Source organism: Bacillus songklensis (genome assembly GCF_042649685.1).
GTDB classification, from domain to species: domain Bacteria; phylum Bacillota; class Bacilli; order Bacillales; family Bacillaceae_H; genus Bacillus_BA; species Bacillus_BA songklensis.
On sequence record NZ_JBHRZT010000043.1, the window covers coordinates 14,470 to 36,538 of the forward strand.

General features: G+C 40.3%; 32 protein-coding genes and 1 tRNA gene. 1 reads left to right on the plus strand and 32 read right to left on the minus strand.

What is annotated here, in order from left to right; translation table 11 throughout:
• Positions 1 to 6 precede the first annotated feature (6 nt).
• The 32 genes from ACFOU2_RS09535 to ACFOU2_RS09690 form a co-directional block, all read right to left on the minus strand.
• Positions 7 to 243, minus strand: coding sequence for a phage holin (locus ACFOU2_RS09535; protein WP_377914517.1), 237 nt, complete (start codon positions 241 to 243; stop codon positions 7 to 9).
• Between the two features lie 14 nt (positions 244 to 257).
• Positions 258 to 635 carry a hypothetical protein gene (locus tag ACFOU2_RS09540; RefSeq protein ID WP_377914519.1) on the minus strand — a complete coding sequence of 126 codons (378 nt, stop codon included), beginning with the start codon at positions 633 to 635 and terminating at the stop codon, positions 258 to 260.
• 60 nt (positions 636 to 695) lie between these two features.
• On the minus strand, positions 696 to 974 hold the full coding sequence (locus tag ACFOU2_RS09545; RefSeq protein WP_377914521.1) for a hypothetical protein: 279 nt from the start codon (positions 972 to 974) through the stop codon (positions 696 to 698).
• Positions 952 to 1,458, minus strand: a complete 507-nt coding sequence (locus ACFOU2_RS09550; RefSeq protein ID WP_377914523.1) for a hypothetical protein — start codon at positions 1,456 to 1,458, stop codon at positions 952 to 954. Before ACFOU2_RS09550 ends, ACFOU2_RS09545 begins: the two co-directional genes overlap by 23 nt.
• Positions 1,448 to 1,801: a hypothetical protein gene (locus ACFOU2_RS09555; protein ID WP_377914525.1), complete on the minus strand. Its 354-nt coding sequence runs from the start codon at positions 1,799 to 1,801 to the stop codon at positions 1,448 to 1,450. Before ACFOU2_RS09555 ends, ACFOU2_RS09550 begins: the two co-directional genes overlap by 11 nt.
• A gap of 13 nt (positions 1,802 to 1,814) precedes the next feature.
• Entirely contained in the window at positions 1,815 to 2,495 is a 681-nt protein-coding gene (locus ACFOU2_RS09560; RefSeq protein WP_377914527.1) for a hypothetical protein, read from the minus strand.
• Positions 2,496 to 2,567: 72 nt separating this feature from the next.
• A complete protein-coding gene (locus tag ACFOU2_RS09565) occupies positions 2,568 to 2,705 on the minus strand; it encodes a hypothetical protein (protein WP_377914529.1) in 138 nt (45 codons plus the stop codon).
• A 14-nt stretch (positions 2,706 to 2,719) separates the two neighbouring features.
• Positions 2,720 to 2,953: a hypothetical protein gene (locus ACFOU2_RS09570; RefSeq protein ID WP_377914531.1), complete on the minus strand. Its 234-nt coding sequence runs from the start codon at positions 2,951 to 2,953 to the stop codon at positions 2,720 to 2,722.
• Between the two features lie 11 nt (positions 2,954 to 2,964).
• A complete protein-coding gene (locus ACFOU2_RS09575; RefSeq protein ID WP_377914533.1) occupies positions 2,965 to 3,852 on the minus strand; it encodes a hypothetical protein in 888 nt (295 codons plus the stop codon).
• Positions 3,853 to 3,854: 2 nt separating this feature from the next.
• Entirely contained in the window at positions 3,855 to 4,334 is a 480-nt protein-coding gene (locus tag ACFOU2_RS09580; RefSeq protein ID WP_377914535.1) for a phage tail-collar fiber domain-containing protein, read from the minus strand.
• A 10-nt stretch (positions 4,335 to 4,344) separates the two neighbouring features.
• Positions 4,345 to 6,591, minus strand: coding sequence for a hypothetical protein (locus tag ACFOU2_RS09585; protein WP_377914537.1), 2,247 nt, complete (start codon positions 6,589 to 6,591; stop codon positions 4,345 to 4,347).
• 4 nt (positions 6,592 to 6,595) lie between these two features.
• Positions 6,596 to 10,696 carry a DUF2207 domain-containing protein gene (locus tag ACFOU2_RS09590; RefSeq protein ID WP_377914539.1) on the minus strand — a complete coding sequence of 1,367 codons (4,101 nt, stop codon included), beginning with the start codon at positions 10,694 to 10,696 and terminating at the stop codon, positions 6,596 to 6,598.
• Positions 10,697 to 10,926: 230 nt separating this feature from the next.
• Positions 10,927 to 11,268 carry a hypothetical protein gene (locus ACFOU2_RS09595; RefSeq protein ID WP_377914541.1) on the minus strand — a complete coding sequence of 114 codons (342 nt, stop codon included), beginning with the start codon at positions 11,266 to 11,268 and terminating at the stop codon, positions 10,927 to 10,929.
• A 13-nt stretch (positions 11,269 to 11,281) separates the two neighbouring features.
• Positions 11,282 to 11,851 carry a major tail protein gene (locus ACFOU2_RS09600; RefSeq protein ID WP_377914543.1) on the minus strand — a complete coding sequence of 190 codons (570 nt, stop codon included), beginning with the start codon at positions 11,849 to 11,851 and terminating at the stop codon, positions 11,282 to 11,284.
• A 1-nt stretch (position 11,852) separates the two neighbouring features.
• Entirely contained in the window at positions 11,853 to 12,182 is a 330-nt protein-coding gene (locus ACFOU2_RS09605; RefSeq protein ID WP_377914545.1) for a hypothetical protein, read from the minus strand.
• Positions 12,179 to 12,526, minus strand: a complete 348-nt coding sequence (locus tag ACFOU2_RS09610; protein WP_377914890.1) for an HK97 gp10 family phage protein — start codon at positions 12,524 to 12,526, stop codon at positions 12,179 to 12,181. Before ACFOU2_RS09610 ends, ACFOU2_RS09605 begins: the two co-directional genes overlap by 4 nt.
• A 1-nt stretch (position 12,527) precedes the next feature.
• Positions 12,528 to 12,827, minus strand: a complete 300-nt coding sequence (locus ACFOU2_RS09615; protein WP_377914547.1) for a phage head closure protein — start codon at positions 12,825 to 12,827, stop codon at positions 12,528 to 12,530.
• Positions 12,820 to 13,095: a head-tail connector protein gene (locus ACFOU2_RS09620; RefSeq protein ID WP_377914549.1), complete on the minus strand. Its 276-nt coding sequence runs from the start codon at positions 13,093 to 13,095 to the stop codon at positions 12,820 to 12,822. The genes ACFOU2_RS09615 and ACFOU2_RS09620 overlap by 8 nt, the downstream gene beginning before the upstream one ends.
• Before the next feature lie 2 nt (positions 13,096 to 13,097).
• Complete coding sequence (locus tag ACFOU2_RS09625; protein ID WP_377914551.1) at positions 13,098 to 13,367, minus strand: hypothetical protein; 270 nt, start codon at positions 13,365 to 13,367, stop codon at positions 13,098 to 13,100.
• 32 nt (positions 13,368 to 13,399) lie between these two features.
• Positions 13,400 to 14,632 (minus strand): phage major capsid protein, encoded by a 1,233-nt coding sequence (locus ACFOU2_RS09630; protein WP_377914553.1) that lies wholly within the window; start codon positions 14,630 to 14,632, stop codon positions 13,400 to 13,402.
• Positions 14,633 to 14,643: 11 nt separating this feature from the next.
• Positions 14,644 to 15,255 (minus strand): HK97 family phage prohead protease, encoded by a 612-nt coding sequence (locus tag ACFOU2_RS09635; protein WP_377914555.1) that lies wholly within the window; start codon positions 15,253 to 15,255, stop codon positions 14,644 to 14,646.
• On the minus strand, positions 15,215 to 16,465 hold the full coding sequence (locus ACFOU2_RS09640; protein WP_377914557.1) for a phage portal protein: 1,251 nt from the start codon (positions 16,463 to 16,465) through the stop codon (positions 15,215 to 15,217). Before ACFOU2_RS09640 ends, ACFOU2_RS09635 begins: the two co-directional genes overlap by 41 nt.
• A 44-nt stretch (positions 16,466 to 16,509) precedes the next feature.
• Positions 16,510 to 18,192 (minus strand): terminase large subunit, encoded by a 1,683-nt coding sequence (locus tag ACFOU2_RS09645; protein WP_377914559.1) that lies wholly within the window; start codon positions 18,190 to 18,192, stop codon positions 16,510 to 16,512.
• Between the two features lie 2 nt (positions 18,193 to 18,194).
• Positions 18,195 to 18,560, minus strand: a complete 366-nt coding sequence (locus tag ACFOU2_RS09650) for a hypothetical protein (protein WP_377914561.1) — start codon at positions 18,558 to 18,560, stop codon at positions 18,195 to 18,197.
• A gap of 99 nt (positions 18,561 to 18,659) precedes the next feature.
• Positions 18,660 to 18,950 (minus strand): HNH endonuclease, encoded by a 291-nt coding sequence (locus tag ACFOU2_RS09655; RefSeq protein ID WP_377914563.1) that lies wholly within the window; start codon positions 18,948 to 18,950, stop codon positions 18,660 to 18,662.
• 46 nt (positions 18,951 to 18,996) lie between these two features.
• The gene (locus ACFOU2_RS09660) at positions 18,997 to 19,539 is read right to left on the minus strand and encodes a GNAT family N-acetyltransferase (RefSeq protein ID WP_377914565.1); all 543 of its coding nucleotides are present in this window, start codon (positions 19,537 to 19,539) and stop codon (positions 18,997 to 18,999) included.
• 5 nt (positions 19,540 to 19,544) lie between these two features.
• Positions 19,545 to 19,742, minus strand: coding sequence for a hypothetical protein (locus tag ACFOU2_RS09665; protein WP_377914567.1), 198 nt, complete (start codon positions 19,740 to 19,742; stop codon positions 19,545 to 19,547).
• Positions 19,743 to 20,072: 330 nt separating this feature from the next.
• A tRNA-Ile gene (locus tag ACFOU2_RS09670) sits at positions 20,073 to 20,142 on the minus strand.
• 183 nt (positions 20,143 to 20,325) lie between these two features.
• Entirely contained in the window at positions 20,326 to 20,616 is a 291-nt protein-coding gene (locus tag ACFOU2_RS09675; RefSeq protein ID WP_377914569.1) for a hypothetical protein, read from the minus strand.
• Between the two features lie 222 nt (positions 20,617 to 20,838).
• Entirely contained in the window at positions 20,839 to 21,294 is a 456-nt protein-coding gene (locus ACFOU2_RS09680; protein WP_377914571.1) for an ArpU family phage packaging/lysis transcriptional regulator, read from the minus strand.
• 75 nt (positions 21,295 to 21,369) lie between these two features.
• On the minus strand, positions 21,370 to 21,540 hold the full coding sequence (locus ACFOU2_RS09685) for a hypothetical protein (protein ID WP_377914573.1): 171 nt from the start codon (positions 21,538 to 21,540) through the stop codon (positions 21,370 to 21,372).
• Between the two features lie 12 nt (positions 21,541 to 21,552).
• Positions 21,553 to 21,717, minus strand: a complete 165-nt coding sequence (locus tag ACFOU2_RS09690; protein WP_377914575.1) for a hypothetical protein — start codon at positions 21,715 to 21,717, stop codon at positions 21,553 to 21,555.
• Positions 21,718 to 21,815: 98 nt separating this feature from the next.
• Here ACFOU2_RS09690 and ACFOU2_RS09695 point away from each other — a divergent pair, with 98 nt between their 5' ends.
• Positions 21,816 to 22,037, plus strand: coding sequence for a hypothetical protein (locus tag ACFOU2_RS09695; protein WP_377914577.1), 222 nt, complete (start codon positions 21,816 to 21,818; stop codon positions 22,035 to 22,037).
• The last annotated feature ends 32 nt before the right edge of the window (positions 22,038 to 22,069 follow it).

Below are 22,069 nucleotides of genomic sequence, written 5' to 3' on the forward strand. Positions count from 1 at the left end.
CCTCCCTTACAATAATCCTTTATTTTTTAATACTTCTTTTTGTTTTCGAGCCTTTTTAGAGACAAAAGTGTTCTTCCACACGGCATAGAAATTGATTGCTAAGGCTACAAATGCAGCCACCATTACGACAAAGGCATTAATACTTGCCTGTGTGAACCAATCAAGCTGAATATGAATCGTGCCCAAAAATAAAAGAACGGCTGTTAAAAAGCCGCCCAATAAAGTAAAAATGTCTTTTTTCATCTTCTGTTCCTCCCTCATTTAAAAAATGTGACGACAGCAGCCACAATTCCAGCCAACCCGCCGGTCCCGAAAATACTTAAGAATATCTTTTCTCTCGTATCCATTTTCTTTAACTGGATATCCTTTTCAGTTTGTGACTCAAATTCCACCTGCTTAAGCACATGATCGGCAAAAGGTTTCAGCAGCTCTCTTGTTTCTTTACCATCTTTCATCACAGTTAGTTCTAATTCCTTTTGCCCTTTTTGCACTCCCATTAAGTCTGTTTTCAAGCTTGCCATTTCCTGCTTAAATTGTGCATGCTCAAGCTCTAATCCCTCGAGTCGAGGCAAAATATTATCATTGATGACCGCCTCATGCTCATATATCTTTTTCTCCAAAGCCATCTCCTCCATTTCTATGACCTCCCCCTTTATTACAAAAATAAAAAGACACGCCGAAGCCTGTCTTGATCACTAAATGGTTTTTACTGATATTCTCTTTCTAATAAGGCTTGGTGTACGATTAATGGTTGCTAACCATTCATAAATAAATTCACCTTCATTAAAGATATAATCATAATAGTAAGCCCCAATAGACGTCCTATTTTCAGTTTGTATCTCACGCTCATCAAGCTTATTATAACGATAATCATAAATAATCAGTTTTATAGTTTCAGGATCAACATTCTCCCCATCCCAATCTTTAAATTCGGCCGCCAATCTAACGGTATTACCTGCCTGGTATGTGGTCAAACTCACTCACCTCAATTATCCTGGTAGTTTCACGAGATTGGACTTCGCGAGACTGACTTGATAATACAATTCCTCGTGCTTCTTCAGAGAGAGAAATGCTGCGATATACCTCCTCAGAGCGTACCATTCGCTGAAAATCATTAATTGTAATGTCTAACTTTATCGCACTTACTACATTTACATAGTAAATAGCTGTATTAGACAGATTGTTCACTTCATCCATTAAACGGGCATACATGGTCGCAATCCCAGGGACGAACAAACTGAAATAAACGACTCCTACAAACTTATTCGTTTGATAACTGAAAATCACATCGTGACGGGTACCAGCTGCATCAATGAAATAAATATCCTGATAATCGGCCAAGGTTTCATTTGCTTCAATTATTATGGTTTCGGGATAAAGATTGGTTGCATAGGAAGGGCCGAAAGCTTCAATGACAGGTCCCGTCGTATCTAATTCTAATATGAAACTAGCTCCCATACGCTGACCATTCTCCTAATGCATTAGCTGCGTAAACATTTATTTGATACTCTCCATCCTGCTGCAGTTCCGTATAATCGACTTCAAATTGAATCTCCGTATTGGCAGCAACACTATAATTGTCAGGGTAAAAAGAAGTGCTTGGGTAAAGAGAAGAGGAAGGGAATGGACCTCCTCCACTCCCAACTAACAGGCCGCTTCCCGGAAACATCCCGCCGGCTCGGGCTTCCCACGCAATAATCGCTTGATTTACTTTAAATTTCACTATGCTTTGTGTCGCCCCCGACTCATCGCTGATTTTCGTTCTGCTTATCGATGTAATGGTGACGATTGGTGCGGCCATTCATCACGCCCCCTTACACGCTCCAGTTTCCGGCAGCATCCTTAACGAATACTTTAATAACCTTCGCCCCGTCACCGGCGCTTGCCGCTTTCAAGTCGCTTGCATCAATCGTACAGTTGATAGCCGTACTTGCGGCATAGTTGCCAGCCGTACCGCTCATATTCGTTGACCCGTTGGTTGTTCCAATTTGTGTACCTGTGTTTTCAGCGCTTCCGCTTGATGAAACAACTTTTACTTTATACTCAACAAACGCAGAATCCACAGTGAAACTAAATGAAGCAGCATCTTTTCCGGAAACCTCGGAAATCTTGGCAACGTCCGGACCAGAAATGGTCACAACCGGGCGCGTGGTATCTAAGTTAATGCTATCGCTCGCCTGGGCGCTTTCATTGAAAACATCATCCCGAATTTTGACGTTAATCGTTTTGGCTCCATCACCGGCAGATAATTTCACTTGTTTAGATGTGGAGAACGTGATCCAGGAACTCGCGGCCTCTGTCGCTTGTACATTGGTATCATAAGCAGTATCAACATCGCCCCATATTTTCATTTGGTAACCTGTTGTTGCTCCATCAGATGTTCCAATTGCCAAATCGACTAATTGAGCTGTTGCATAAGTAGCTCCTGCGTTTATGGATAGACTGGGATTAGCTGGGCCGGTCGTATCCAATGTGAGCGTAAAATAACTAGGCATACTGTTCACCCTTTCCTTAATTTAGGCATAAAAAAAGAACCTACGCTGTGTACGGTTCGTCTGTTATAAATATTAAATTGCTTGCGGTGTAGCCAGAATTGCGTCTTTTTCATCAGTCGTAATGTAACCTAAATTATAAGCATTATTTACATACGTTTGGTCTTTTCCCATAATCCACATATTTAAAATAAACGGGTATAGTCTGCTCATCTATATCATCCTTTCTATAATCCTAATAAAAAATTAACTGTTTCTTCTAAGGATTTGATTCGTTCTGCATCTGTTGGTGGTTGCGGTGGTTCCGGTTCCTCTGTATGAATAACAGGTAAATCTTCTTCTTTATATAAACCAAAAAGTCTTGGCGGGATGCCTTCCGCAATTTCGGGAACGGCGTTTTCCTCTGCCATTTGTTGAAATTCTTCGATTTTACCAGAAGGGACAATTAAAATTTTTCTCATGTTTTCACCCCTTAGAATAATTTAATTTTCCTTACACTGCCCACTGTTCCTGCCACTCCATTCCCTGTTGAACTGTACGCCGTACCGCCAGCTCCGCCGCTTACGTTTGGTTCGTTCCCTGTGAATGTGTTGTGTACAAGCAGAACGAAACCGCCGCCGCCACCACCGCCGCCACCAGACCAATAACTTGCGTTCATAACGCCGTTACCACCGTTGCCGCCTTTCGCTTCGATGGAGCCGGAATTTATTATATTCCGGGCGTATATTAAGACGCGTCCACCGCCAACACCACCAGACCCACCCGAATAATACGGGTTACTATTATAAGTGCCTCCTGCTCCGCCGCCGCCACCTTGAGGGCTAATGTTATAAAGATTGTGGATTAATTCAAATGATTGCAATGCCGCCACTGTATAACTGGCGGCCCCGCCTGTTTTTACAGTAGCATCATAAACCGACCTACCACCGTTACCACCATTCCCGCCAAATCCGGGGGATGTGCCACCACCATTACTTGTAGAACCTCCCCCACTCCCTCCACCATTGTTGCTATACTGCGTATAAGTGTCTGTACTGCTCCCATTCGTTCCGTTCGGGCCGTTCGCTTCGATAATCCCGTTATTGGTCAATGTACCACGAACAAAAATTTTGTATCCATTTGTTGACAGTTTAATGCCGCTGTTTATGGTTAAATTCTCATAATACATATCCCTTGTAAGGTTTGTATTAGCTGAAATCGTTACGTTTCCGTCCATCCCGTTCCCAAATAGGAAATTTACACTGTTACGGGAAAATTCAAACGCATCCTCCACCCCTTGCCCCATCTTATTGAGTTCTTCGGCAGATAGGGCGGGTGCTTGACCATTAACAAATACCGTTTTTGTATATGATTCCGCCACAATTACAACCTCCCTACTACATCAGTACGAACAATGTTAATACTCTCTAATTCATCTTTGTCTCTGTCATAAAATACACGAGCTACTAAAATACCTGTGTTTATGTCACTTGTTGCGTCACTTCCCGCAAAAATGCCAATCTCCTTAATGTGAAAATTTCCTTGGTCGCTGTTAATATTCACAGTTCGTTTCACCCTGCCCGTACCATCTGTTTCAATCTTGGTAAAGCTTTTTCGCTCTACTTCATTTCCTAATCTCGTATTACTTGGAGCCAAAGGTAAAATGGTTCCATCGTCTTTACCTAACCCAATATATTTAATCTGTAAATCTAACGGCGTGGCGCTCATGGTGGCATCTCTGACCAAATTAAGCCATGCGTCTGTAATAAGATTGGGGAACTTCACAATCTCAGGTTCTTGCCCTTTTCGCATGATCTGCACCTCAAAAGTTCCCATCCAACCTGCTAAACCATTTGATTCCATTTCCTCACCTCTAACAAGGTATAAAAGTATTTGAAGGGTAAACATCGTACCCAGGGAACTTACAAGCAAACGGCTTATAGCTCATTTCCTCAGCGAATCCAACACGCTCCAGCTGCGTTGCAAGACGGATTAATACTTCATTTTCGCGAATAACGTATGTCTTTTGACTTCGGGCCAGCTGCTTGAAGAAGTTCTCCCAGCCGCCTACGTCATCGCCATCCACGCATTCGATCGAATATAAGATGAAGTCATCATTGAATGGTTTGATTTCAACGGATGTGATCAAAAACTCATCATTTACGTCATAATCAGGACGGTTAATCGGCAGCAATTGCCCTGCCTGCAGCCCTTTTTTGACGGTGTCAAACCTTATCCTTGTATTGATTTTTGCGTACTTCTGAAGCTTACTGTTAGCAAACTCTAAAGCTAAATCACTATCATCGATATTTTCATTTTCCTCTACATCTTCGTAAAGGCCTGTATCGCCTGTTCTAGCTTTCATTTCTTCAATAGCCTCTGCATCCTCTGCCACGACGATAATCGGGTAAAAACCGTAATATTCAACCCTCAAAATATCTGTAGAGGAAAGAGGTGTTGCATTCTCATCTTGAGTGATTTCTTTTTCATTTTTGGACCAATAGAACGCTTTGTTTTTATCAACTTGCCTAATCCCTACGGTTTGCTCTACTTCATTTAAGAAAACAACTGGTCGCTGTGCGATTTTATAACCCACCGGGAATGTGCGCTTGGATCCATCGCCTTTCATGCTCTCCGTCTGCAAATCGGTAATGTCTTGCCCGGCCCTTAGATACTGCCGGTTTCGGTACTCACTCAAATCTGTTTCGACTTCAAAGTTTTGTGTCGGGGAATGCTCAGGGGTAATGCTCCAAGGCGCTTTAAATTCGTCGCGCGCTACATAGTGCAGCACTTTATCCGACGTGACCCACCAAACAGCGCCTGAAAGCTCACAGATTTCGTCAAATGCCTGACTTGCCTTGACATAGTTAAACACAGCCTTTCGTATGTGCGTGCCGGCTGTTGTCTCTAATACGTATCGTATTTCCTTTATAGCAGGTGTTTTAGTGGTATCGGATGTCTTGAGTACCGTCTTTACATCTACACCCACAGCACCATTTACAGAGCGCCTAATTACATTGTCAGCTGCTAATTCCCATGTTTCCTGATCATCCAAGCTATAATAAAATTCAACACTTGTTCCTGCTGGTGTTTCCCCATCCCATTCAATACGAATGGTTTTAATCGCGTCAGAAGTGCTGGTGATCTTGGGGGCTATTCGCTCTCCTTGTGAGGGATAAACAAGCCCCTCCCACTCTTCAAACACAATTTGATCAACTAGAGCGCGGTCATATCCACGGTCAACCGATTTATCTTTGTCATAAATAAAGGTGATTTTATAACTACCAGGATCTAATGTTTTTGAAAAATATCGCCATGTTTCATCAATACCAGATGCTTTTAAAAGTAATGTTTGTACATCATCTTTGGTCGCCCAAACTTCGAAAAAGTCCTCGTTTTTCTCCGAACTTACCCAATAAAAAAACGATAGTTTACCTATCGCTCCTTCTCTAACCGTAATATCGAAATCAGACATTGAACTTTCTCTATGATCGATTGAATCACTTCTGAACCCATAGGTTCCTTGATAAGCACGAAAAGAGCTGCGTTCCCATGTTCCGTTAAAATTAAAGTTATACGTAATATCCTCAAAATCCTCAACGACCCGGCTTATAGGCGGGTTGTCACTGATGTTTTCCAGTGTCATCGTTCCGCCATCATCTATTTCAACTCCAGATAAAACACCGGACATAAAATCTGCTTTCGTGGTTTCAATCTTTGTTTCTGTTGTGGCATCCCCTGAATTGGAGGCAATAACACCGAGTTTAATCCCATCTTCTTTCAAATAGCGTTCATGAATATCTTTCACAATATCATGATCTACCCAATCTACATAGGTTTCCGCTACTATCCTACGATTAGCAATATCCGTATTATCGACTAATTGGACTTGTATGACTGATAAGCCGCGGTATGACTTGATTTTAGGTTTTTTAGCAAAGCCGCCGAAAATATGCGAACCTTCTACATCGTAAATATCGACTTTCGCGCCGCTCTTAATAGCTAACCCATTTTCTCTTATAAATTTAATGCTGCCTGTAGAACGTTTCCCGGTATCGTCATTAAGTGACAGGGAGTTTAGTACATATCTGGCTTCAACGCCATTTATAAAAGCTTTCAAGTTATCACCGCCCCACACGTAACACAATCTCTTCTGCAACTGGATCCACTAATTTACTTCCAAGTGTTTCTCCATCCACATCAAATGTAATATAAATTGGTCTACCTGCCACCGCTGCACCTGATGCACTATTAACGGCTGGAATTGTAGCCTGTGTCATTTGATTGGTCGCCTGGATTACGGCTCCCATTTGAGCCTTCATTCCTTCCGCTAACCCTAATGGAATCCATTGACCCAGTTCTTTCATTACACGGGATGGAGAATGAATATCCAAGGCTTTTTGAATCGTTCTTCTGATTTCATCGGCCATGGCCCTTGCCTGATCCATCAATGGACCGACCATCTCGTCCATACCCTTCATTAAACCTTCTACAGCGTTACGGCCGATTTCAGGTAATGTAGAAGACAGAGCATCAAACTCTGCTTCCGTTCCATGACGGATGTCTTGTGCCGTCACGACAAACTCATTCTTAAGCTCTTCCAGCTGTTCAGCTGAACGAGTGTGCAGCTCCTGAATCTGCTGATCCGTGTCCTTACGTAATCCTGCTAATTCTGTAGCGGCCTGCGTTCGCGCTAATTGATTTTTTGCTTGCCATAAGGATTGATACTTTGAAAGTTGTTCATCTGATAGTTTAACAAGGGCAGCAAGTTCTTGGCCGGCCTTCGGTCCCATATCCTGTAATTCTTTCAATAATCCCTCATCAATACCACGATTGGCTAACTCTTGGACATTCTTCGTCCAATCTTCCAAGTAGCTCACTTGGTCTTCAAGATTGTTTAGAAGATCTGTTCCGACAACGTCCTTATCTAACTTAATTTCATCAAAGATACCGGCAAATCCCTGAATAGATTTAACCCTTTGCTCAACCGCCTGATCATATGCCTCATTTAAACGCTGCTCTTCCTTAGCAACGTTATCGTTAACTTCTTTAACCTTCGCTAAGTAATCATCACTTGCTTTTTTTAGTTGATCGTAAATCGCTTTACGGACATTGGCCGCTTGCTGTTCGGCTTCCAAGCGTTTATTTGAGCCCTCTGCATATCGTGAAGCAACCTGTTCCCAGGCTTGTAATTCTTGTGTGAGGGAAAGCTGATTCAATCTTTTTCGTTCCTCAATCCAAGCTTTCTCATCATTGAAGATATCTTGATCAATAGCTCTTTTGGCATCACGTAACTTCAATTGAGCCTTTCGCTTCTCATCAGCATTAAGAATAAATTTTCTTGTGACAAAATCCCAGACAGCTACTTCATTTTTTGCGCTAATATTCTCTAGCTCTTTCTGCTTAGAAAGCCATTGTTCAACCGCCTGATAACGCTCCTTAGCTCCCAATTTGGCTATCTTCGTTATCTCACCAAATTGCCATTGACTTAGCTTGATTTTATCGCGTAAATCAGGAACGGCTACTTTTGCTAAATCCTCTGATGAATCTTTCACGGCATTTTCGTGTTGAGAGATCCCCGCAGCCAATCCAAGTGACACCCACTTACCGACTTCCATCATTACGCGGGATGGAGAGTGAATCCCCAGCATTTTTTTAGCCCACTCCGGAATTTTAGAAGCAATTTCTTCTATTTTGGATTGCACGGAGCCCATTAAAGAACCAATTCCATTGACTAATCCTTGAATAATATTCCTACCAATAGAAGTTAGGTTGACTCCTTCTAAAAAAGCCTTGGCCTTATTCCACCCTTCTTGGACCTTCCCTTTTACTTCACTCATTTTTGAGGCAACAGCCGAAACTAAGGCCTGAAATTTACTCTGAGCAGTGCTCTTTATTCCTTCTACAAGATTACTTGTCAGTGTTCTGGCAGAAGACCACATTTCCGAAATTTTATTTCGTGTTGCAGCTAATTTTTCACTAACCGTACTTCTTAAAGCCTCAAATTTTTGACTTGCCGCACTTCTAATTCCCTCTACCAAATTCGAAGTAATGGTTCTGGCTGCCGTCCAGGTTTCTTGAACTTTATTTTTGGCAGCTGTGAGTTTTTCAGAAACCGTTGCCTTCAACGCTTCAAATTTAGTGCTGGCTGTAACACGTATACTCTCCACAAGATTCCCTGTTGAGGTCTTGGCCTGAGTCCAAATCTCGGAAATTTTATTCTTTGCCGCTGTCATTTTTTCAGAAACAGCTGTTTTCAATTCTTCGAATTTAGCCGCAACATTATTTTTGAGATCAGCAGCCTTTGCCATGATTTCATCCCAGTTCTTATAAAGCAGCACACCTGCTGCCACCAATCCCGCTATAACAGCTACAACTATACCAATCGGTGCGGCAATCGCTCCTATACTTAAACCTAATACCCCGGCAAGACTTGCAATGGCAGTGAAGATAGGAGCTAAAGCCATACACGCACCCAGTAAAACCCCAATAGCTGTCACAACAGCTGTAATAGTAGCAGCTAAGGTGGGATTATTCGATACCCATTCAGCTATCTTGGAGACAAAGGAAGCAATGACCAATAATAATGGTTCTAAGGCTGTTTTTATGTTGGTGAATGCTTGTTGCAGTTGAGTAGCAGCATCTGCATTTATCATACTAACTGAATTGTTTACATCGTCTACCCCAGCTTTTAAATCCGCAGTCCCTTGTTCAGCTTTAAGGAGAGTATCCACTACTTTCATGCCTTGATCTTCCCACATGGTGCCAAACATTTGAGTTCCCAACTGATTCCTTACTGTTTCATCTTTTACGCCGGCTAACGCTTTAGTAACTTCCAACATGGCTAGTTGTCCGTCTTCTCCGCCTTTTGCGATAGTTTGTCCCCATGTTTGGAACTGCTTTGCAGATATATCGGTTTGCGATAGGATCCCCGTCAGTTCTTTTGAGAGTCCTGAGCCGAAGTCAGCCATTTGAATTCTTCCCTCTTTAATACCATCGAGGAGGTTGTCTATATTCCAGCTTTTAGCGTCTATTCCCGCCGCAAAAATATTTTGAATCTGTTCTGCATCGTAACCAGCCATTTTCAGTTGAGTTCCATACTCGGCAATAATATCTATTTCGCCAGGCGGAAACCCTACTTTTAATAGTGAATTTACTAACCCTAACGCTTCTTCATTAGTAATTCCGAGACTTGAAGCAATTTCGTTTGTTTCTTGAATTAACTCTGAAAAATCAATTTCTGAGAAAGTAGCCGAAATAGTAGCTGCTCCAGCAACGATAGCTGCGTTTGCCTCATCAGAAGCATCTTTATTTAATGCCCATTGTTTTCGAACACCTTCAAGAGCCGCCTCTTGATCACCGATATAGGACGTAGCAGTATTTATTGCATCTTTAACCGCTGCCTTTGACTCCTCCGGAACCTCCATTGAAATATTAATTTTAGTATTTAAGCTAGAAGTATCTAAAGCCGTCTGGACTGCTCCAGCGATACCACCACCCGCCACTAATGCACCTGCTACCCCCTCAAGCGCACCCTCCAAACCGCTGACTGACTCTTCGGCTGATTTGGCTTCTTTAGAAAGATCACCTAACTCTTTTTTTACGGATTTTAAAGAAGCCCCATCATCCACAGATGACAGAGCTTTTTTAAATTTATCTATATCAGCGCCGACACCCAGCGCTTCTTGTCCAATTTTACTTATTGCTGCTTCAAGCTGTTTGGATGAGGCGGTTCCGTTTTTTATAGCATTCGTGAGTGAACTTCCCAGTGAATTGGCGAAATCATCCACACTTTTGCCTGTTGCTTTAAAAAATGTTTCTAGCTGTTTAGTTGAATTTGCCGCTTTCTCCTGTTCAGCTTGCAAGTCTGATAGCTTATTTCTCAGGCCATCCAATGAACCTTGAGTGAATTCAATTTCACGGCGAAAAGCCCTATAGGTTTCCTCTGATATTTTCCCGGCCGCAAACTGCGCATCTACCTGCGCCTGAGCTGCCTTTAATTGATTTAATTTTTCCGATGTGACTGCTATCTGATCAGACAGCAGTTTTTGTTTCTGGGCAATCGCTTCGGTATTGCCGGGATTAAACTTTAATAGCCTTTCAACTTGCTTTAATTCTTGCTGTAAAGAGACAGATTGTTTATTAACATTCTTTAATGCCTTATCTAAACCGGTTGTCTCTCCGCCTATCTCAATTGTAATTCCTTTAATTCTCTTATCAGCCATGGTTTCACCTCACTTTTAGAAAGCATCAAAATCATTTTGTGTGGCTTGACGAACCTGATTTTGGGTGTTTGGATTCTGAAGATCTACAAACTCGTGTATATAGTCCAGGCACATACCGACGGTCATATCCTCTAAATCACTTTTAGTAAGTCCCCACTTATAACAAAGAGCAAGGAACGTTTCAGTAGAAAATTCTCTACTGCTATTCGTCCCTTGCCCTTTGTTTTTATCTATTTTTTTTTACCCTGAATCGTAGACATGATTAAATCCATTAACTCCGGGAGGATGTCTAGAAGTGGAAACTCCTCAAAATCATCTAGCCAAGTGATTGGATCAGAGATAGATGGATCGGCTGTTTTCGCCAGCGTCCAAGCAATGTTATAAAACACTTCAAAATCTAAATCGTTAATATTGCCGGAATCGATATTTTCTTTATCCAATTTGCCTAATGAATTTAATTTTATTATTTCAACAAGATAGTCTTTATGGAACTGAGCCTTGTATCGCAAAGGAGTTGCTGCGGTACTTTTAAATCGCACCTGCTTACCATCTATAACAATTGTTTTTTCCATACTCAATCACCCTTTATACTGTTGGAGTTTTTTCATAAACTTTTGTATACCATGCATCATAAACGGCAGCCGGTGTGGAGGCAGTTGTTTTTGTTTTAACCGCGCGATCTGTCTCACGAGGCGCAGCTACAAATGTCAGTTCATTAGCATTTGGCTCTGCTGTGTTTGTTTTTGTAGAAGATGCGATGGTAGGACGATTTGCTGTGCAATTGTAAAGAACATGACGGGTAGCTTTGACATCCCCATCGAACTCAAATAAGAGTGCAAAAGGCTTCCCTTTGCTAGACGACTTCTCTGTCAATACCATGTCAGTTGCGTCTTTTTCTTCACCCAGAGCATCTATAGCGAATTGTTCAGGAATATTCGCAAGAGAAACTGTACCGTCATATCCTTGATTGTTACTTGCTGAATAGTAAAGCATATCATCCGCATAAAATTCCGTCATATCTCCCCTTGGTTCAATGGATAGCTCAATTCCCCCTGGTAATGGAATAGGAGTTTCATAAGTGATAACGCCATTTGCAACTGTATAAGGTGCATAATGTACATTTTTAAGACCAAAAGTAACTTTATTTTCCGGCATATTAGATCAACCTCACTTCGTATATTTTTTGAAATAGTTTTTCAGATTCTATAAATGTCTCAGTAGAGTCATAGGGGATATTATTCTCATCTAGTACCGTTTCAAGCTTGCTTTCAGCAATTAAATCCTTCTTAGTCGTGTATAGTTCAATTTGAATGTTGTCGATTTTCTTATACACCTTGCCATCAGCCATGAAGTTTGATGAATAAGTGAACAGATAACAAATATAAGGTGGGGAAGGTACGGGATTGTTTTCCGTTGGCGTAAAATGTGAATACGTGACAGGATACCCCGTTTTATCAAGTATCTTTTTTAAATCAACTAATGTCATGATTTAATCGCCTTCTCTACACGTTCCTCAAATTCCTTAACCATCTGTTCTTCTACAGGACGAATATGAGGAATGCCAACCACTCTTCCACCTCCTGCTTTTGCATGGCCATGCTCAAGCAGATGAGTAAGCTGGTAATCCGTACGATTGTGAACAATGATATCTTGCCCTACCTTCTTCCGGGTCCAGCCTTTGGCATAACTTCCTGTTTCTTTAGGACTGGCTGCCTTTAATGCAGTAACGCCTGTTTTAGTCACATCTTCTTTTGCGTTTTCTAACTCTTCTTCTACCGAGGTGGTATATTGGGCAAGCTGCTTCGTTAGCTCTTTTGCAATATCGTCGATCCTAACCACCAGCTCTCACCTCACAATAAAGCTCTATCCTCTCATCCGACCTCTCATAGGTACGATAAACGGAATAAATATCATTTTCGTATTTCAATCTTGTTTCTTTTTGGTAGTCGAATAAATTAATGATTAAAACACAACTGGCTTTAATGCCGTTCTGGCCTGCCGAAAAAAACTCAGCCCGTGAGGCACTGTTTTTTTCACAAAAAACTTGCCTGCTGTAATCTTCAATTTCCTCTTTCTGACCAAGCTCATCTTCCACAGTGGTGACGACAGGGAAAAACAGAATGTCATTCACTTGTATAATCACCTGCCAGTGTTAAATGCTGCTTAAGCATGTCATAGGATTTTTGGAATCTCTCAGCCGTAACATTATCGGCTATAAAATGTGCTTTTGCGTAGGTTTTGATGGCACGCTTAATCAAAGCATCTTCATCATCATTTGCTTTTGCAGAAGAAAGGCCCGCCAAGATTAAATCTTGCCGGGCCTCATCTATTAGATCCGATATATCAGTATCTAATGCATCATGGGAAATCCTTAAAGCTGTTTTCACGTCAGCAAGCATACTTACTCACCTTCTTTTTGCAATTCCTTTTCAGCAACAGCTGCTTCATCTTTCCCTTGAACTTTTTCACCGTTTGAAAGCTCGTACCAGCCTCCCCCAGTGTGTTTAGGAAATTTTTCTTCACCTTTAACTTCCGCAGCATCCAGGTAGCCTTGCTTAACTAAAAAAGCGATCCTTTCAGCATTTTCATGCGTGTAAGAATCGCCTGTAATATATAGCTTTTCATTGTTTTCTTTGTCTCGGAAATTTTTAATAACCTTATGTGTAGCCATTAGAATCATCCCTTCCTTTAATTTTTAATGGATTAAACTGTTGGAGCCGAAGGTCCTAGGATAACAAATGCTTTATTGTCTCGTGGTCCGCCGTCAACGATAGCATAACCCATATAATCAGTCTTACGAGCCCGGACATGTTCTTCACGATACATAGTAATATCCTCATTGATGTTAGCTACATAACCAGCACTAAGGTTTCCAATAAGAATTTCTCCATCAGGAATTGCAGCATCCGGTTGTACTGGACGGCCAAAAATTCTTCCCACGCCTCCGGCAGTTACATCAGGGATGAAATAAGGACGGCCTTGTCCATCTTTTAAATTTGCAAGAGTGCTCCAAATTGTAGTGGAATTAGCATAGATTGTTGCACCATTAGCATATGAAGAATGAAGTTTCCCCATTGCTGCTGTAAGATTTTCATAAACAGGTGCATCTGTATACCCTATAAATTGAGGAGTGCCAGTTTCGGCCATAATAGCCCTTCTAATTCCGAGTGGTTCAGGTTTAAAAGTGTCCGATGCGCTTGGTTTACCTCTACCGTCATACACTGCATTACCCAGTGCGGCCCCCATACGAAGTCCGATTTCTTCTTGAATATAAGCTTCAAAGTCGGATACTGACATTTTACGCAATTTCCAGGTTACTTCAATTGCTTTCGCCAATTCACAACCTGTTAAGTTTAGTTCTCCAAATGCAAGTTGATCAGTTACGACAACTTCATCTTCATCATACCAACGACCGTTCGCTGAATTTCCTTCGGAACGTTTCATTGAAAGTTCGCCTTTTACGCGTAGTTTGCGTACAGCTGTCCACAAAGAAGATTCTTCTTCGGCCCGTTTCCAAATACCATCTGCCACTGTTTTAGGAATAAGAACCTGAGTATTTTCAGTAGTATGAAGGAAGTCTCTATATTCATTGTTTACTTTGTCAAAGAATTCTCTTTCCTCATCATCCAGCTTCATTCCCATCATGTCTTTGGCCCATGCAGAACGATATTCCTGGGTTTCAATGGCTGCATCCCATTTCAAGTCTCGAAGTTCAGGATTTTGAGAGCGCCCTTCTACAGGTTTTTCAATTGTACGAGTTTCAACTTGGCCAAGCTGAATGCCTTCCGCAAGCTTACGCTTTTCAATAATCTTTTCTTCTTCTTGCTGCAGCTGGCGAAGCTCTTCTTCAATCGCCTTTACATCTACTTCCTGATCACTTTCAAGCAAAGACCGGATTTCTTGTTTTCTTTTTAAAATTTCCTGTAAACGATTCATGAATTTTCCCCCTATAGGTAAGTTTGTAAAATTAATTGTTTGCGTAATTCTCTGTTTTGCAGATTCTCTTTTTCTTCTAAATAAGCTTTATATGGATCATCACTCCGAGCACTGACCTGGCTATCCGGATAAGCCGGGAAGCCCACAGGACTAATTTCAAATAAATCTGCCTGTGTAATAGTCCGGACGATATTATCCGGATCCGCCTCATCCCATTCCTGCTTCCGCATGCTGAAACCAAAAGAAACGCCGTCAACATCACCGCGTTTAATCGTTTCGTATGCGTCATTTCCAAGTGTAGTATTAGGTAAATCCAATTCAAAGCGCAGCCCAATGTCATCCTCATATAAACGCAGAGTGCCGTTCTTAGTCCTACCCAACACCTTTGATGTATCATGAGACCAAAGTGCACGCTGATCATCCTTATTAAGTGATTCAGTGAAAGCACCTTTCTTAAATTGCTCCCTGAACCTCGTCCAATACCCCATTTTGTGAGACTTCATTTCCCATTTAACCGCATAACCGGTAAGAGTACGCTGACCGTTCTCACTTTCACGCAATTCAATTGTGGATTGAGGTAATTCACGTTTCTCCGTCATCGGAGTCTGCATCTTCTTCGTCATCTGTTTCACCTCCTTTCGGTTCCCCTACTTGGTACTGATCAGCCTTTGCTGCATTGACAACATTTAATGTCTGGATATATTCGTCTCCACCTTCAATAGGAGAAAGATTAAAAATTTCCCTAGCTTCATTTTTGGAAAGAATACCAAGCGTCATCGTTTCTTTAATCAAACTAACCTTGGTTTTGGTAGAAGCATACTGAAGGCGATTTGCCTCAAAGATTATTTCATTACCAAATCCTTGTTCCCTGTCCGTGAAGAGTTTAGAAGTGAATTCTAAGCTCATTTGGATAGCTATAGGCTCCAGGACATTCTCGTAAAAAGCATTCCATTCATCCTCAGTGTAATTACTCATAATAATTTTTTTATTGACGTTGAAATACTTATGGACCTTTTCTTCAATTGTAGCCATTTGCTTATCATCAACCATTTTGGGATCATTCTTTAATTCCTGATATTCTGCCTTCGCATCCAGAGCCGCGATTCCGCCATTATTGGATACATCCATATAATCCTGAACAAAAGCATCACGCTGCTTCTTAATATCTTCTGGCTTCAACATGGAATTTGTAAATTTAATTAAACCACGCAAAAAAGCCGATGATTTCACAGCATTAGAAATGCCTTCATCGGTTGTATGAATTAGTTCCAGAGTAGGTAATAGTGCTTTCGCATTTGATTCACCAAATATATCGTTTTGGTTATAGAACTTCCTGAGATGGATGAAATCCGAATACGGTGCAGTAAGTTTTTGTCCATTAGGAAATTGGAATTTAACAAATAAAATGTCCTGGGCTTCTACTAACTCCATGCTTGACATATCGACCGGATAAAAGCCTACTACTTGATTGCTAAGAGGATCCCATTTGATATAAACAAATGCATTGTTGAAAAGTTCCCTCTGAGTAACGACTTTATAAATAAAATCATATGCACTCATAAACTCATTTGGCCGAACGGTTAAGAGCCTTTCTAATTGGCCATTCACATGGGAAATTTCTTTGTTTAATCTTCTTATGTGTTTGGGCTTTAATTTGGCTGCATTCGAGGCGATTACATGGATGGCACTCCTTACCACATCAGATGTGTAGGGATCCTCTCCAAAATGACTGAAAACAGGTGTGAACCCGTTCATAAATTTAAATTGAGTTTCGTTTGTCAACCGCTTAGGTTCTTTTCCAAAAATCCTGTCCCAAATGCTTCTCTTTTGCATTAATTCACCCCCTTTTAAGCAATAAAAAAACACCTCGTAGGCGTTTAGATAATGGCAGTATAGTCATTGTAATGATTCTGGAGGACAACGTAAGCAATGATTAAACTCACCGCTCCATCGATCCTCATTTTCTGGCTCAGACCTTTTACAGGACGGATATTTTCATTTTCGTCCGTCTTAATGGCTGTATTAGATAAACACCATTTAAGAACAGGATTATTATTGTAATTTACTTTCTTGGCCTTCAAGGCTGCTGCCAACAATTTCATTGGTTGAGACATCGTTTTTGCCCCTTGCCTTACCTCTTCCATTTCAAAACCAAAATCGATCATTTCTTTGGTCCAGTATTGAGAATTCCAACTATCGTAACCCAGCCACAATGGACGGATATCATAAACATTAATCATTTCCATATACCAGGCTGTTACTCGTGAGTAATCCACCTTGTGGCCTGGTGTGGCTTCCACATATCCTCTTTCAATCCAGATGTCATAAGGGATTTTATCTTCCTGGATTTTCTTCTCAATGAGTTCTTCCGGGATAAAATATTTCTGAAGAACATAAACCATGTCACTATCGGGCTTTTGAATAATTAAGGTGGCTGCTGTTAAATCAGTGGTGCTACTTAAATCCGTGCCGGCGACTGCATAACAGCCTCTCAGCTCTTCTATATCAAATGTTAAATCGTTGTTGATATCATCGAAAGAAAGCCATGATTCTGTGGAAGTCTCTCTGATATTAAAATCCTTGGTGAGCAAATTCTTTACAAGAAGAGGGTTAGCTTTTGCCTTATTTACTTTAGTAGCTAACTGATCCGTTTTCTTTATACTCCCTAATCCCGGATTGGCTTTTTTCCAACATTCCGGATTCAGCCACTCTTTCCGGTTGTCCAACTCATAAATAATTGGTAGATAACGATCATCTTTATAACCTTCTGGATCATCAAAACCATTCAGCAGCATTTCTGCCTCGTCGTATTTCATGTCATAAACCGATTCCCGGACGGTGCCGGCTGTCGTGATCATAAGGATGAGAGGCTGTTCCCTCGCCGATGTGCCATCCACAATAACATCATAAAGATTTTTATCCTTCCAAGCATGAATCTCATCTAAGGAGGCTCCATGGACGTTCAAACCGTCAAGTGTATCACTATCACTTCCTACCGGTTTAAATACACTATCGTTGAAGTCCGCATTCAGTTCTTTAACAAGCGCCTTTATCCTCTTGGAGAGCACGGGCGATTTTTTGACCATCCGTTTTGATTCCAACCAAACGATTTTTGCCTGTTGCTCCTTTGTTGCTACGGCATAAACTTCTGCTCCACCTTCCCCATCAGCCACTTGTAAATATAAGCAAATGCCAGATGATAAAGTGGACTTTCCATTTTTCCGAGCAACGACCAAAAAGACCTCTCGATATTTTCGAGTGCCGTCAATTTTATGAATGAAACCAAAAGTGGCCGCGATAAATGCTTTTTGCCAAAGCTCTAAATTAATAGGCTGGCCTGCCCATTTTCCTTTGCTGTGCTTGCAAAAGTTTTCAATGAATTCAATGGCATGATTGGCCCTTTTAGGGTCATACTCATATTCAGAATCCTTATCGTATACATCATTTGCAAGTTTTTTATAAATCCTTCTGACTTTGTTTCCAACAATCTCTTCTCCAGATTCAATACGGTTGTAATAATCAATGATAGGGTTATAAGTCATAGGATAATTCTTGCGCATCTTCATTTGTTCATCACGAATTCATCGAACCCGTCGCTTTCATCTTCCACAGTTAGGCCCTCTTTAGGGAGAAGACTAAACAGTTTTTCATATGCAGAGGTATAACGATTAATCATGGCGTTATAAGATTTTTGAGCCGGATTTTCAACTATCATTTGCTGAGAGCCTTGTTTAAATAAATAAACGGGTCCCTTAGTCTTAATTGCATCCTCTAAGATCTGCAGCGTAATAGTCATAAAAGCAACTCGTTCAATCAGTCGTTGCGCCACCTGTCGTTTATCTTCCTGTAAATATTTAAAAATATGGTCATATCTCTTTATCTCTTCCTCAATCAACTCATCTTGTTTTTTCTTACTCAATTTCGCCATAAAATAGATACCCCCCCTCATACGAAAATGGCCTGTGTATTTTTCGAAGCTCCCCCATCGGTCCCTAAATGCTTTGTATTGAATTTTAAGACTGGGGGGTTATATCGATATTAAATTTCCGTTTTCGTCAAACCTCAGTCCATTTCTGACCACTTCCGACTTACCATGATGCTCCTGGTTATGACAGGTCTGACACAATAATTCAAGGTTCTTAGGATTCAATGTGATTGATGGATCATTAATGTTCTCAGGACTGATGTAGATCTTATGATGAACAATCAAGCCAGGATCACTGCATCGCTCACACAATCCATGCTGACTGAGGAAGTAAGCATCACGGCATTTACGCCAGGCTGCTGACTTATAGAACTTCCTCGCATAGTCCTTCATTCATTTTCCTCCAAATAAAAAGACCACTAGCTAGTGCTAGTGATCTTCAATCTAATTCATCAATTTTTAATGCCATGTTGTAGTAATATGATGTAGGTCTTCCAAGAGTTTTGAAATCGAACCTTCGGTAAAACTCTACTGAGCTATCCAACGCTTCAATTGTAATAAAGCTACACCCACTGATCTTTGAAGTTTGATGGCAAAGATCGATAGCCGAAAGCATAATAGTAGTTCCATTCCCCTGGCCTCTATATCTTTCATCTACACCAAGATAGTGAATTCTGATAGCCGGATAAAAATCTGCGGATATTAAATCCCAGTTTAGTTTTTTTCTTTTGTCTCTCCCAATCCTTTGCAACATATCATTAAATACAGTAAAATACCCGACCAAGTTTTGATTACCATCAAAAAATAATCGGGTTATCGCCATATTATATCTTTGTAATGATAATGCTTCTTCTTTTAAAAAGGTTTCAACGGAAGACTCATCACCACATTTAAAGGTCTGTATAACCTCGTAATGATCTTCAGTTAATAAATCTTCCCTTAGGTCATCTCTGATATTGACTGACTGTCCTAAGTCGAACAATGATGTTACTCCTTATTTTTCATCTTTCTATATTGGGCAAGCATACTTTTAACACTAAGCCCTTCTTTATTAGAAGGATTTTTACCTCCTGCCCAATTTGCAAAACGTTGCTCTTCTGCTTCGTTATTGAACTCCACACGCATCGGTCTGATCGGTTTCACCATTGTAGCCATAACGTTTTCCTCCCCTGTTTTACGCTGCATTAATGTCACACCCTTTACAAAATCCTATGGTAACATTATGCCTAGTATGAATTGATTCATACTTTTCTCTCTCTGTTTTAAGAAGAATTTACTCTTCACCTTTTTATTCCCCTGAAGGGATTGGGTTAAACACAATAACTTATAATAGCTACTCAGTAGCTATTATAAGTTATAACATATGTTATACATTAATTGTTAAAATTCCTTCTTGTTTTTTTATTTTTTTTATAAAATTTGAAAACATTCATAGGCTAACGGGATAGAAGCTCGTTTTGCTATCGTTACACCATAGACGCATAATAAAAACCGTCCAAAAGGACGACTGCGCGCGTTCTGTGATGGAATCGAACCACATCTAATGCGTATCAGTCATTCGCTTTGCCAATTAAGCTACACAGAACATAATAAAACGCCACATTCAAATGAACGTGACGTCCGTAAAAGAAGAAAAATAATCATCTGACTTGTGTTTCCGCACAGAGTCTATTCGTGAGTAATAAATAATCAGTGAAAAGAATTATGCTGCCATTACATTGTTCTCACCTCCAATAAAAAAGCACTCCCAAAGGAATGCTTTTACTAACTAAATACTGTATTCTTCTGCTTGTGCATCTTGGAACTCTTCAAACTCTTTAGATGCCTTCAAGGAACCCAATAAAAATTGATAGAAACTATAGTTTGTTCTAGTATCCAATGCCTTGAATCTTTCTTTAGCTTTTTCTGTAACTACAGATCCTTTTTGATAATTTTCCAAATAAAGCATTGCTTTTGATGCCCATGTCTCAAATCTTACTGACTTAAAAAACTTTCTTCCCATATTTTCTTGGACATCAGATACTAAAGATTCCCCTTCTTTAATCAGATTGTCAATCATTCCAACCCCTCCTTTCGTCCTATTAATTATACAACAAAAGGAGATATTTTCCTGCATTATTCTACCCAACAAAAAATCGCCCTTCAAATGAAGAACGCTCAATGTCTTGCTTATCGTCTTATCGCTTAATACCATATTAACACCCTTAAAACCTAATGCTCATTCTTTATTCTTTCAAAATTCTTTTATTTGTCTTTCATACCAAAAAAATGAAAAAGGCACCTACATAACGGGTGCCTCCTCATCTTTATAAACAACAAGTTGCAAACTGAATGCTAATTTATAAAATGCTTTCTCACGAATCCTGTAATAAGTCGTTTCACTAACGCCCATTTCATTATAAACATCGTAATCATACACATCCTCATGAGTCATGTAGCTCTTAGTGATCAGCTCACGTTCCCTCATGCTCAATCGATTCACAGCTCTATGAGTACGTTCTATGAATGCATCACGTTTTCGTTCAAAGTCAACTCTCTCAATCGCAATACTCTCAGTGGTAGAATGGAATGCATTTGTATTACTTGGTGGAACCAATGAGTAAGTTTGTGTAATCTTAGGCAGCAACTCATCTGGAACGGTCAACATATACATGCGATACTTCGCAAAATGCTTTTCCACTTTGGATTTTGTCTCTTCCCCATCTGTATCACGAAGTAATGATAATTGTTTACCCACCAAGATCCCTCCCTATGCTATAATCCTTTTAGCAGAAGTTTATCGCCGGGAGAAATCCTGGCTTTTTTTATTTGATTAAAATTCCACATTTACAGTTACTTTCATCGGTATTTCTTGGGATAAGATAACATCATGATGTCCATTACGATATAACTCTTTTACAAGATCCTTTGCTTCATCTAACGTTTCAAATTTTTGAACAGAAAATCCTCCGAATAACGGTGCTTTGAATGTTACTAAGTACATTCCGACTCCCCCCTAATAAACTGATTTATCTTTTTTCTTTCTTCTTTCCCCGTATTTATGAATGTCATCGAAAGCCTTTTTCTTCTTGCGTTTTTCTGCAGGCTTGATCGGATGCTTTTTAATATAAGCCAATCGTTCTTCCTCAGTCATTCGCCAAACAGTTACTTCTCCAGACATACTCACTATCTCCACTCCCTGTTTATGAAATTATAATTTTATGGATAAATTTAACTTTCATATTTCCTCTCCGATATAACTAATGGAGGAGAGTTACAATGTTTAATGTAGACAACAATATTGTTACCGGATTAGCTTTATCGTTAGGTTCACTTATCATATTGATTTTATTGTTTTGCTTAGTTCCAGCCTTAATCCTCGATCGTATGGGAGCATCTAAAAAAATAATCGATAGCACTATTGGCTTATTCGGTCTTTTAGGATTTGCTTGTTGGATTTATGCCATGTTTTACTTAAATTTATCTGAACTATTTATTTGAGAGCACTTCTAATTGCTCTTTTTATTTTGAAA

Excerpts from the sequence above, each read along its gene's own strand:
- ACFOU2_RS09535 (WP_377914517.1), bottom strand. The coding sequence starts at position 243 with ATGAAAAAAGACATTTTTACTTTATTGGGCGGCTTTTTAACAGCCGTT.
- ACFOU2_RS09540 (WP_377914519.1), bottom strand. The coding sequence starts at position 635 with ATGGAGGAGATGGCTTTGGAGAAAAAGATATATGAGCATGAGGCGGTC.
- ACFOU2_RS09550 (WP_377914523.1), bottom strand. The coding sequence starts at position 1,458 with ATGGGAGCTAGTTTCATATTAGAATTAGATACGACGGGACCTGTCATT.
- ACFOU2_RS09555 (WP_377914525.1), bottom strand. The coding sequence starts at position 1,801 with ATGGCCGCACCAATCGTCACCATTACATCGATAAGCAGAACGAAAATC.
- ACFOU2_RS09560 (WP_377914527.1), bottom strand. The coding sequence starts at position 2,495 with ATGCCTAGTTATTTTACGCTCACATTGGATACGACCGGCCCAGCTAAT.
- ACFOU2_RS09565 (WP_377914529.1), bottom strand. The coding sequence starts at position 2,705 with ATGAGCAGACTATACCCGTTTATTTTAAATATGTGGATTATGGGAAAA.
- ACFOU2_RS09570 (WP_377914531.1), bottom strand. The coding sequence starts at position 2,953 with ATGAGAAAAATTTTAATTGTCCCTTCTGGTAAAATCGAAGAATTTCAA.
- ACFOU2_RS09580 (WP_377914535.1), bottom strand. The coding sequence starts at position 4,334 with ATGGAATCAAATGGTTTAGCAGGTTGGATGGGAACTTTTGAGGTGCAG.
- ACFOU2_RS09590 (WP_377914539.1), bottom strand. The coding sequence starts at position 10,696 with ATGGCTGATAAGAGAATTAAAGGAATTACAATTGAGATAGGCGGAGAG.
- ACFOU2_RS09595 (WP_377914541.1), bottom strand. The coding sequence starts at position 11,268 with ATGGAAAAAACAATTGTTATAGATGGTAAGCAGGTGCGATTTAAAAGT.
- ACFOU2_RS09600 (WP_377914543.1), bottom strand. The coding sequence starts at position 11,851 with ATGCCGGAAAATAAAGTTACTTTTGGTCTTAAAAATGTACATTATGCA.
- ACFOU2_RS09605 (WP_377914545.1), bottom strand. The coding sequence starts at position 12,182 with ATGACATTAGTTGATTTAAAAAAGATACTTGATAAAACGGGGTATCCT.
- ACFOU2_RS09620 (WP_377914549.1), bottom strand. The coding sequence starts at position 13,095 with ATGCTTGCTGACGTGAAAACAGCTTTAAGGATTTCCCATGATGCATTA.
- ACFOU2_RS09625 (WP_377914551.1), bottom strand. The coding sequence starts at position 13,367 with ATGGCTACACATAAGGTTATTAAAAATTTCCGAGACAAAGAAAACAAT.
- ACFOU2_RS09630 (WP_377914553.1), bottom strand. The coding sequence starts at position 14,632 with ATGAATCGTTTACAGGAAATTTTAAAAAGAAAACAAGAAATCCGGTCT.
- ACFOU2_RS09635 (WP_377914555.1), bottom strand. The coding sequence starts at position 15,255 with ATGACGAAGAAGATGCAGACTCCGATGACGGAGAAACGTGAATTACCT.
- ACFOU2_RS09640 (WP_377914557.1), bottom strand. The coding sequence starts at position 16,465 with ATGCAAAAGAGAAGCATTTGGGACAGGATTTTTGGAAAAGAACCTAAG.
- ACFOU2_RS09645 (WP_377914559.1), bottom strand. The coding sequence starts at position 18,192 with ATGCGCAAGAATTATCCTATGACTTATAACCCTATCATTGATTATTAC.
- ACFOU2_RS09650 (WP_377914561.1), bottom strand. The coding sequence starts at position 18,560 with ATGGCGAAATTGAGTAAGAAAAAACAAGATGAGTTGATTGAGGAAGAG.
- ACFOU2_RS09655 (WP_377914563.1), bottom strand. The coding sequence starts at position 18,950 with ATGAAGGACTATGCGAGGAAGTTCTATAAGTCAGCAGCCTGGCGTAAA.
- ACFOU2_RS09665 (WP_377914567.1), bottom strand. The coding sequence starts at position 19,742 with ATGCAGCGTAAAACAGGGGAGGAAAACGTTATGGCTACAATGGTGAAA.
- ACFOU2_RS09675 (WP_377914569.1), bottom strand. The coding sequence starts at position 20,616 with ATGATTGACAATCTGATTAAAGAAGGGGAATCTTTAGTATCTGATGTC.
- ACFOU2_RS09685 (WP_377914573.1), bottom strand. The coding sequence starts at position 21,540 with ATGTACTTAGTAACATTCAAAGCACCGTTATTCGGAGGATTTTCTGTT.
- ACFOU2_RS09690 (WP_377914575.1), bottom strand. The coding sequence starts at position 21,717 with ATGTCTGGAGAAGTAACTGTTTGGCGAATGACTGAGGAAGAACGATTG.
- ACFOU2_RS09695 (WP_377914577.1), top strand. The coding sequence starts at position 21,816 with ATGTTTAATGTAGACAACAATATTGTTACCGGATTAGCTTTATCGTTA.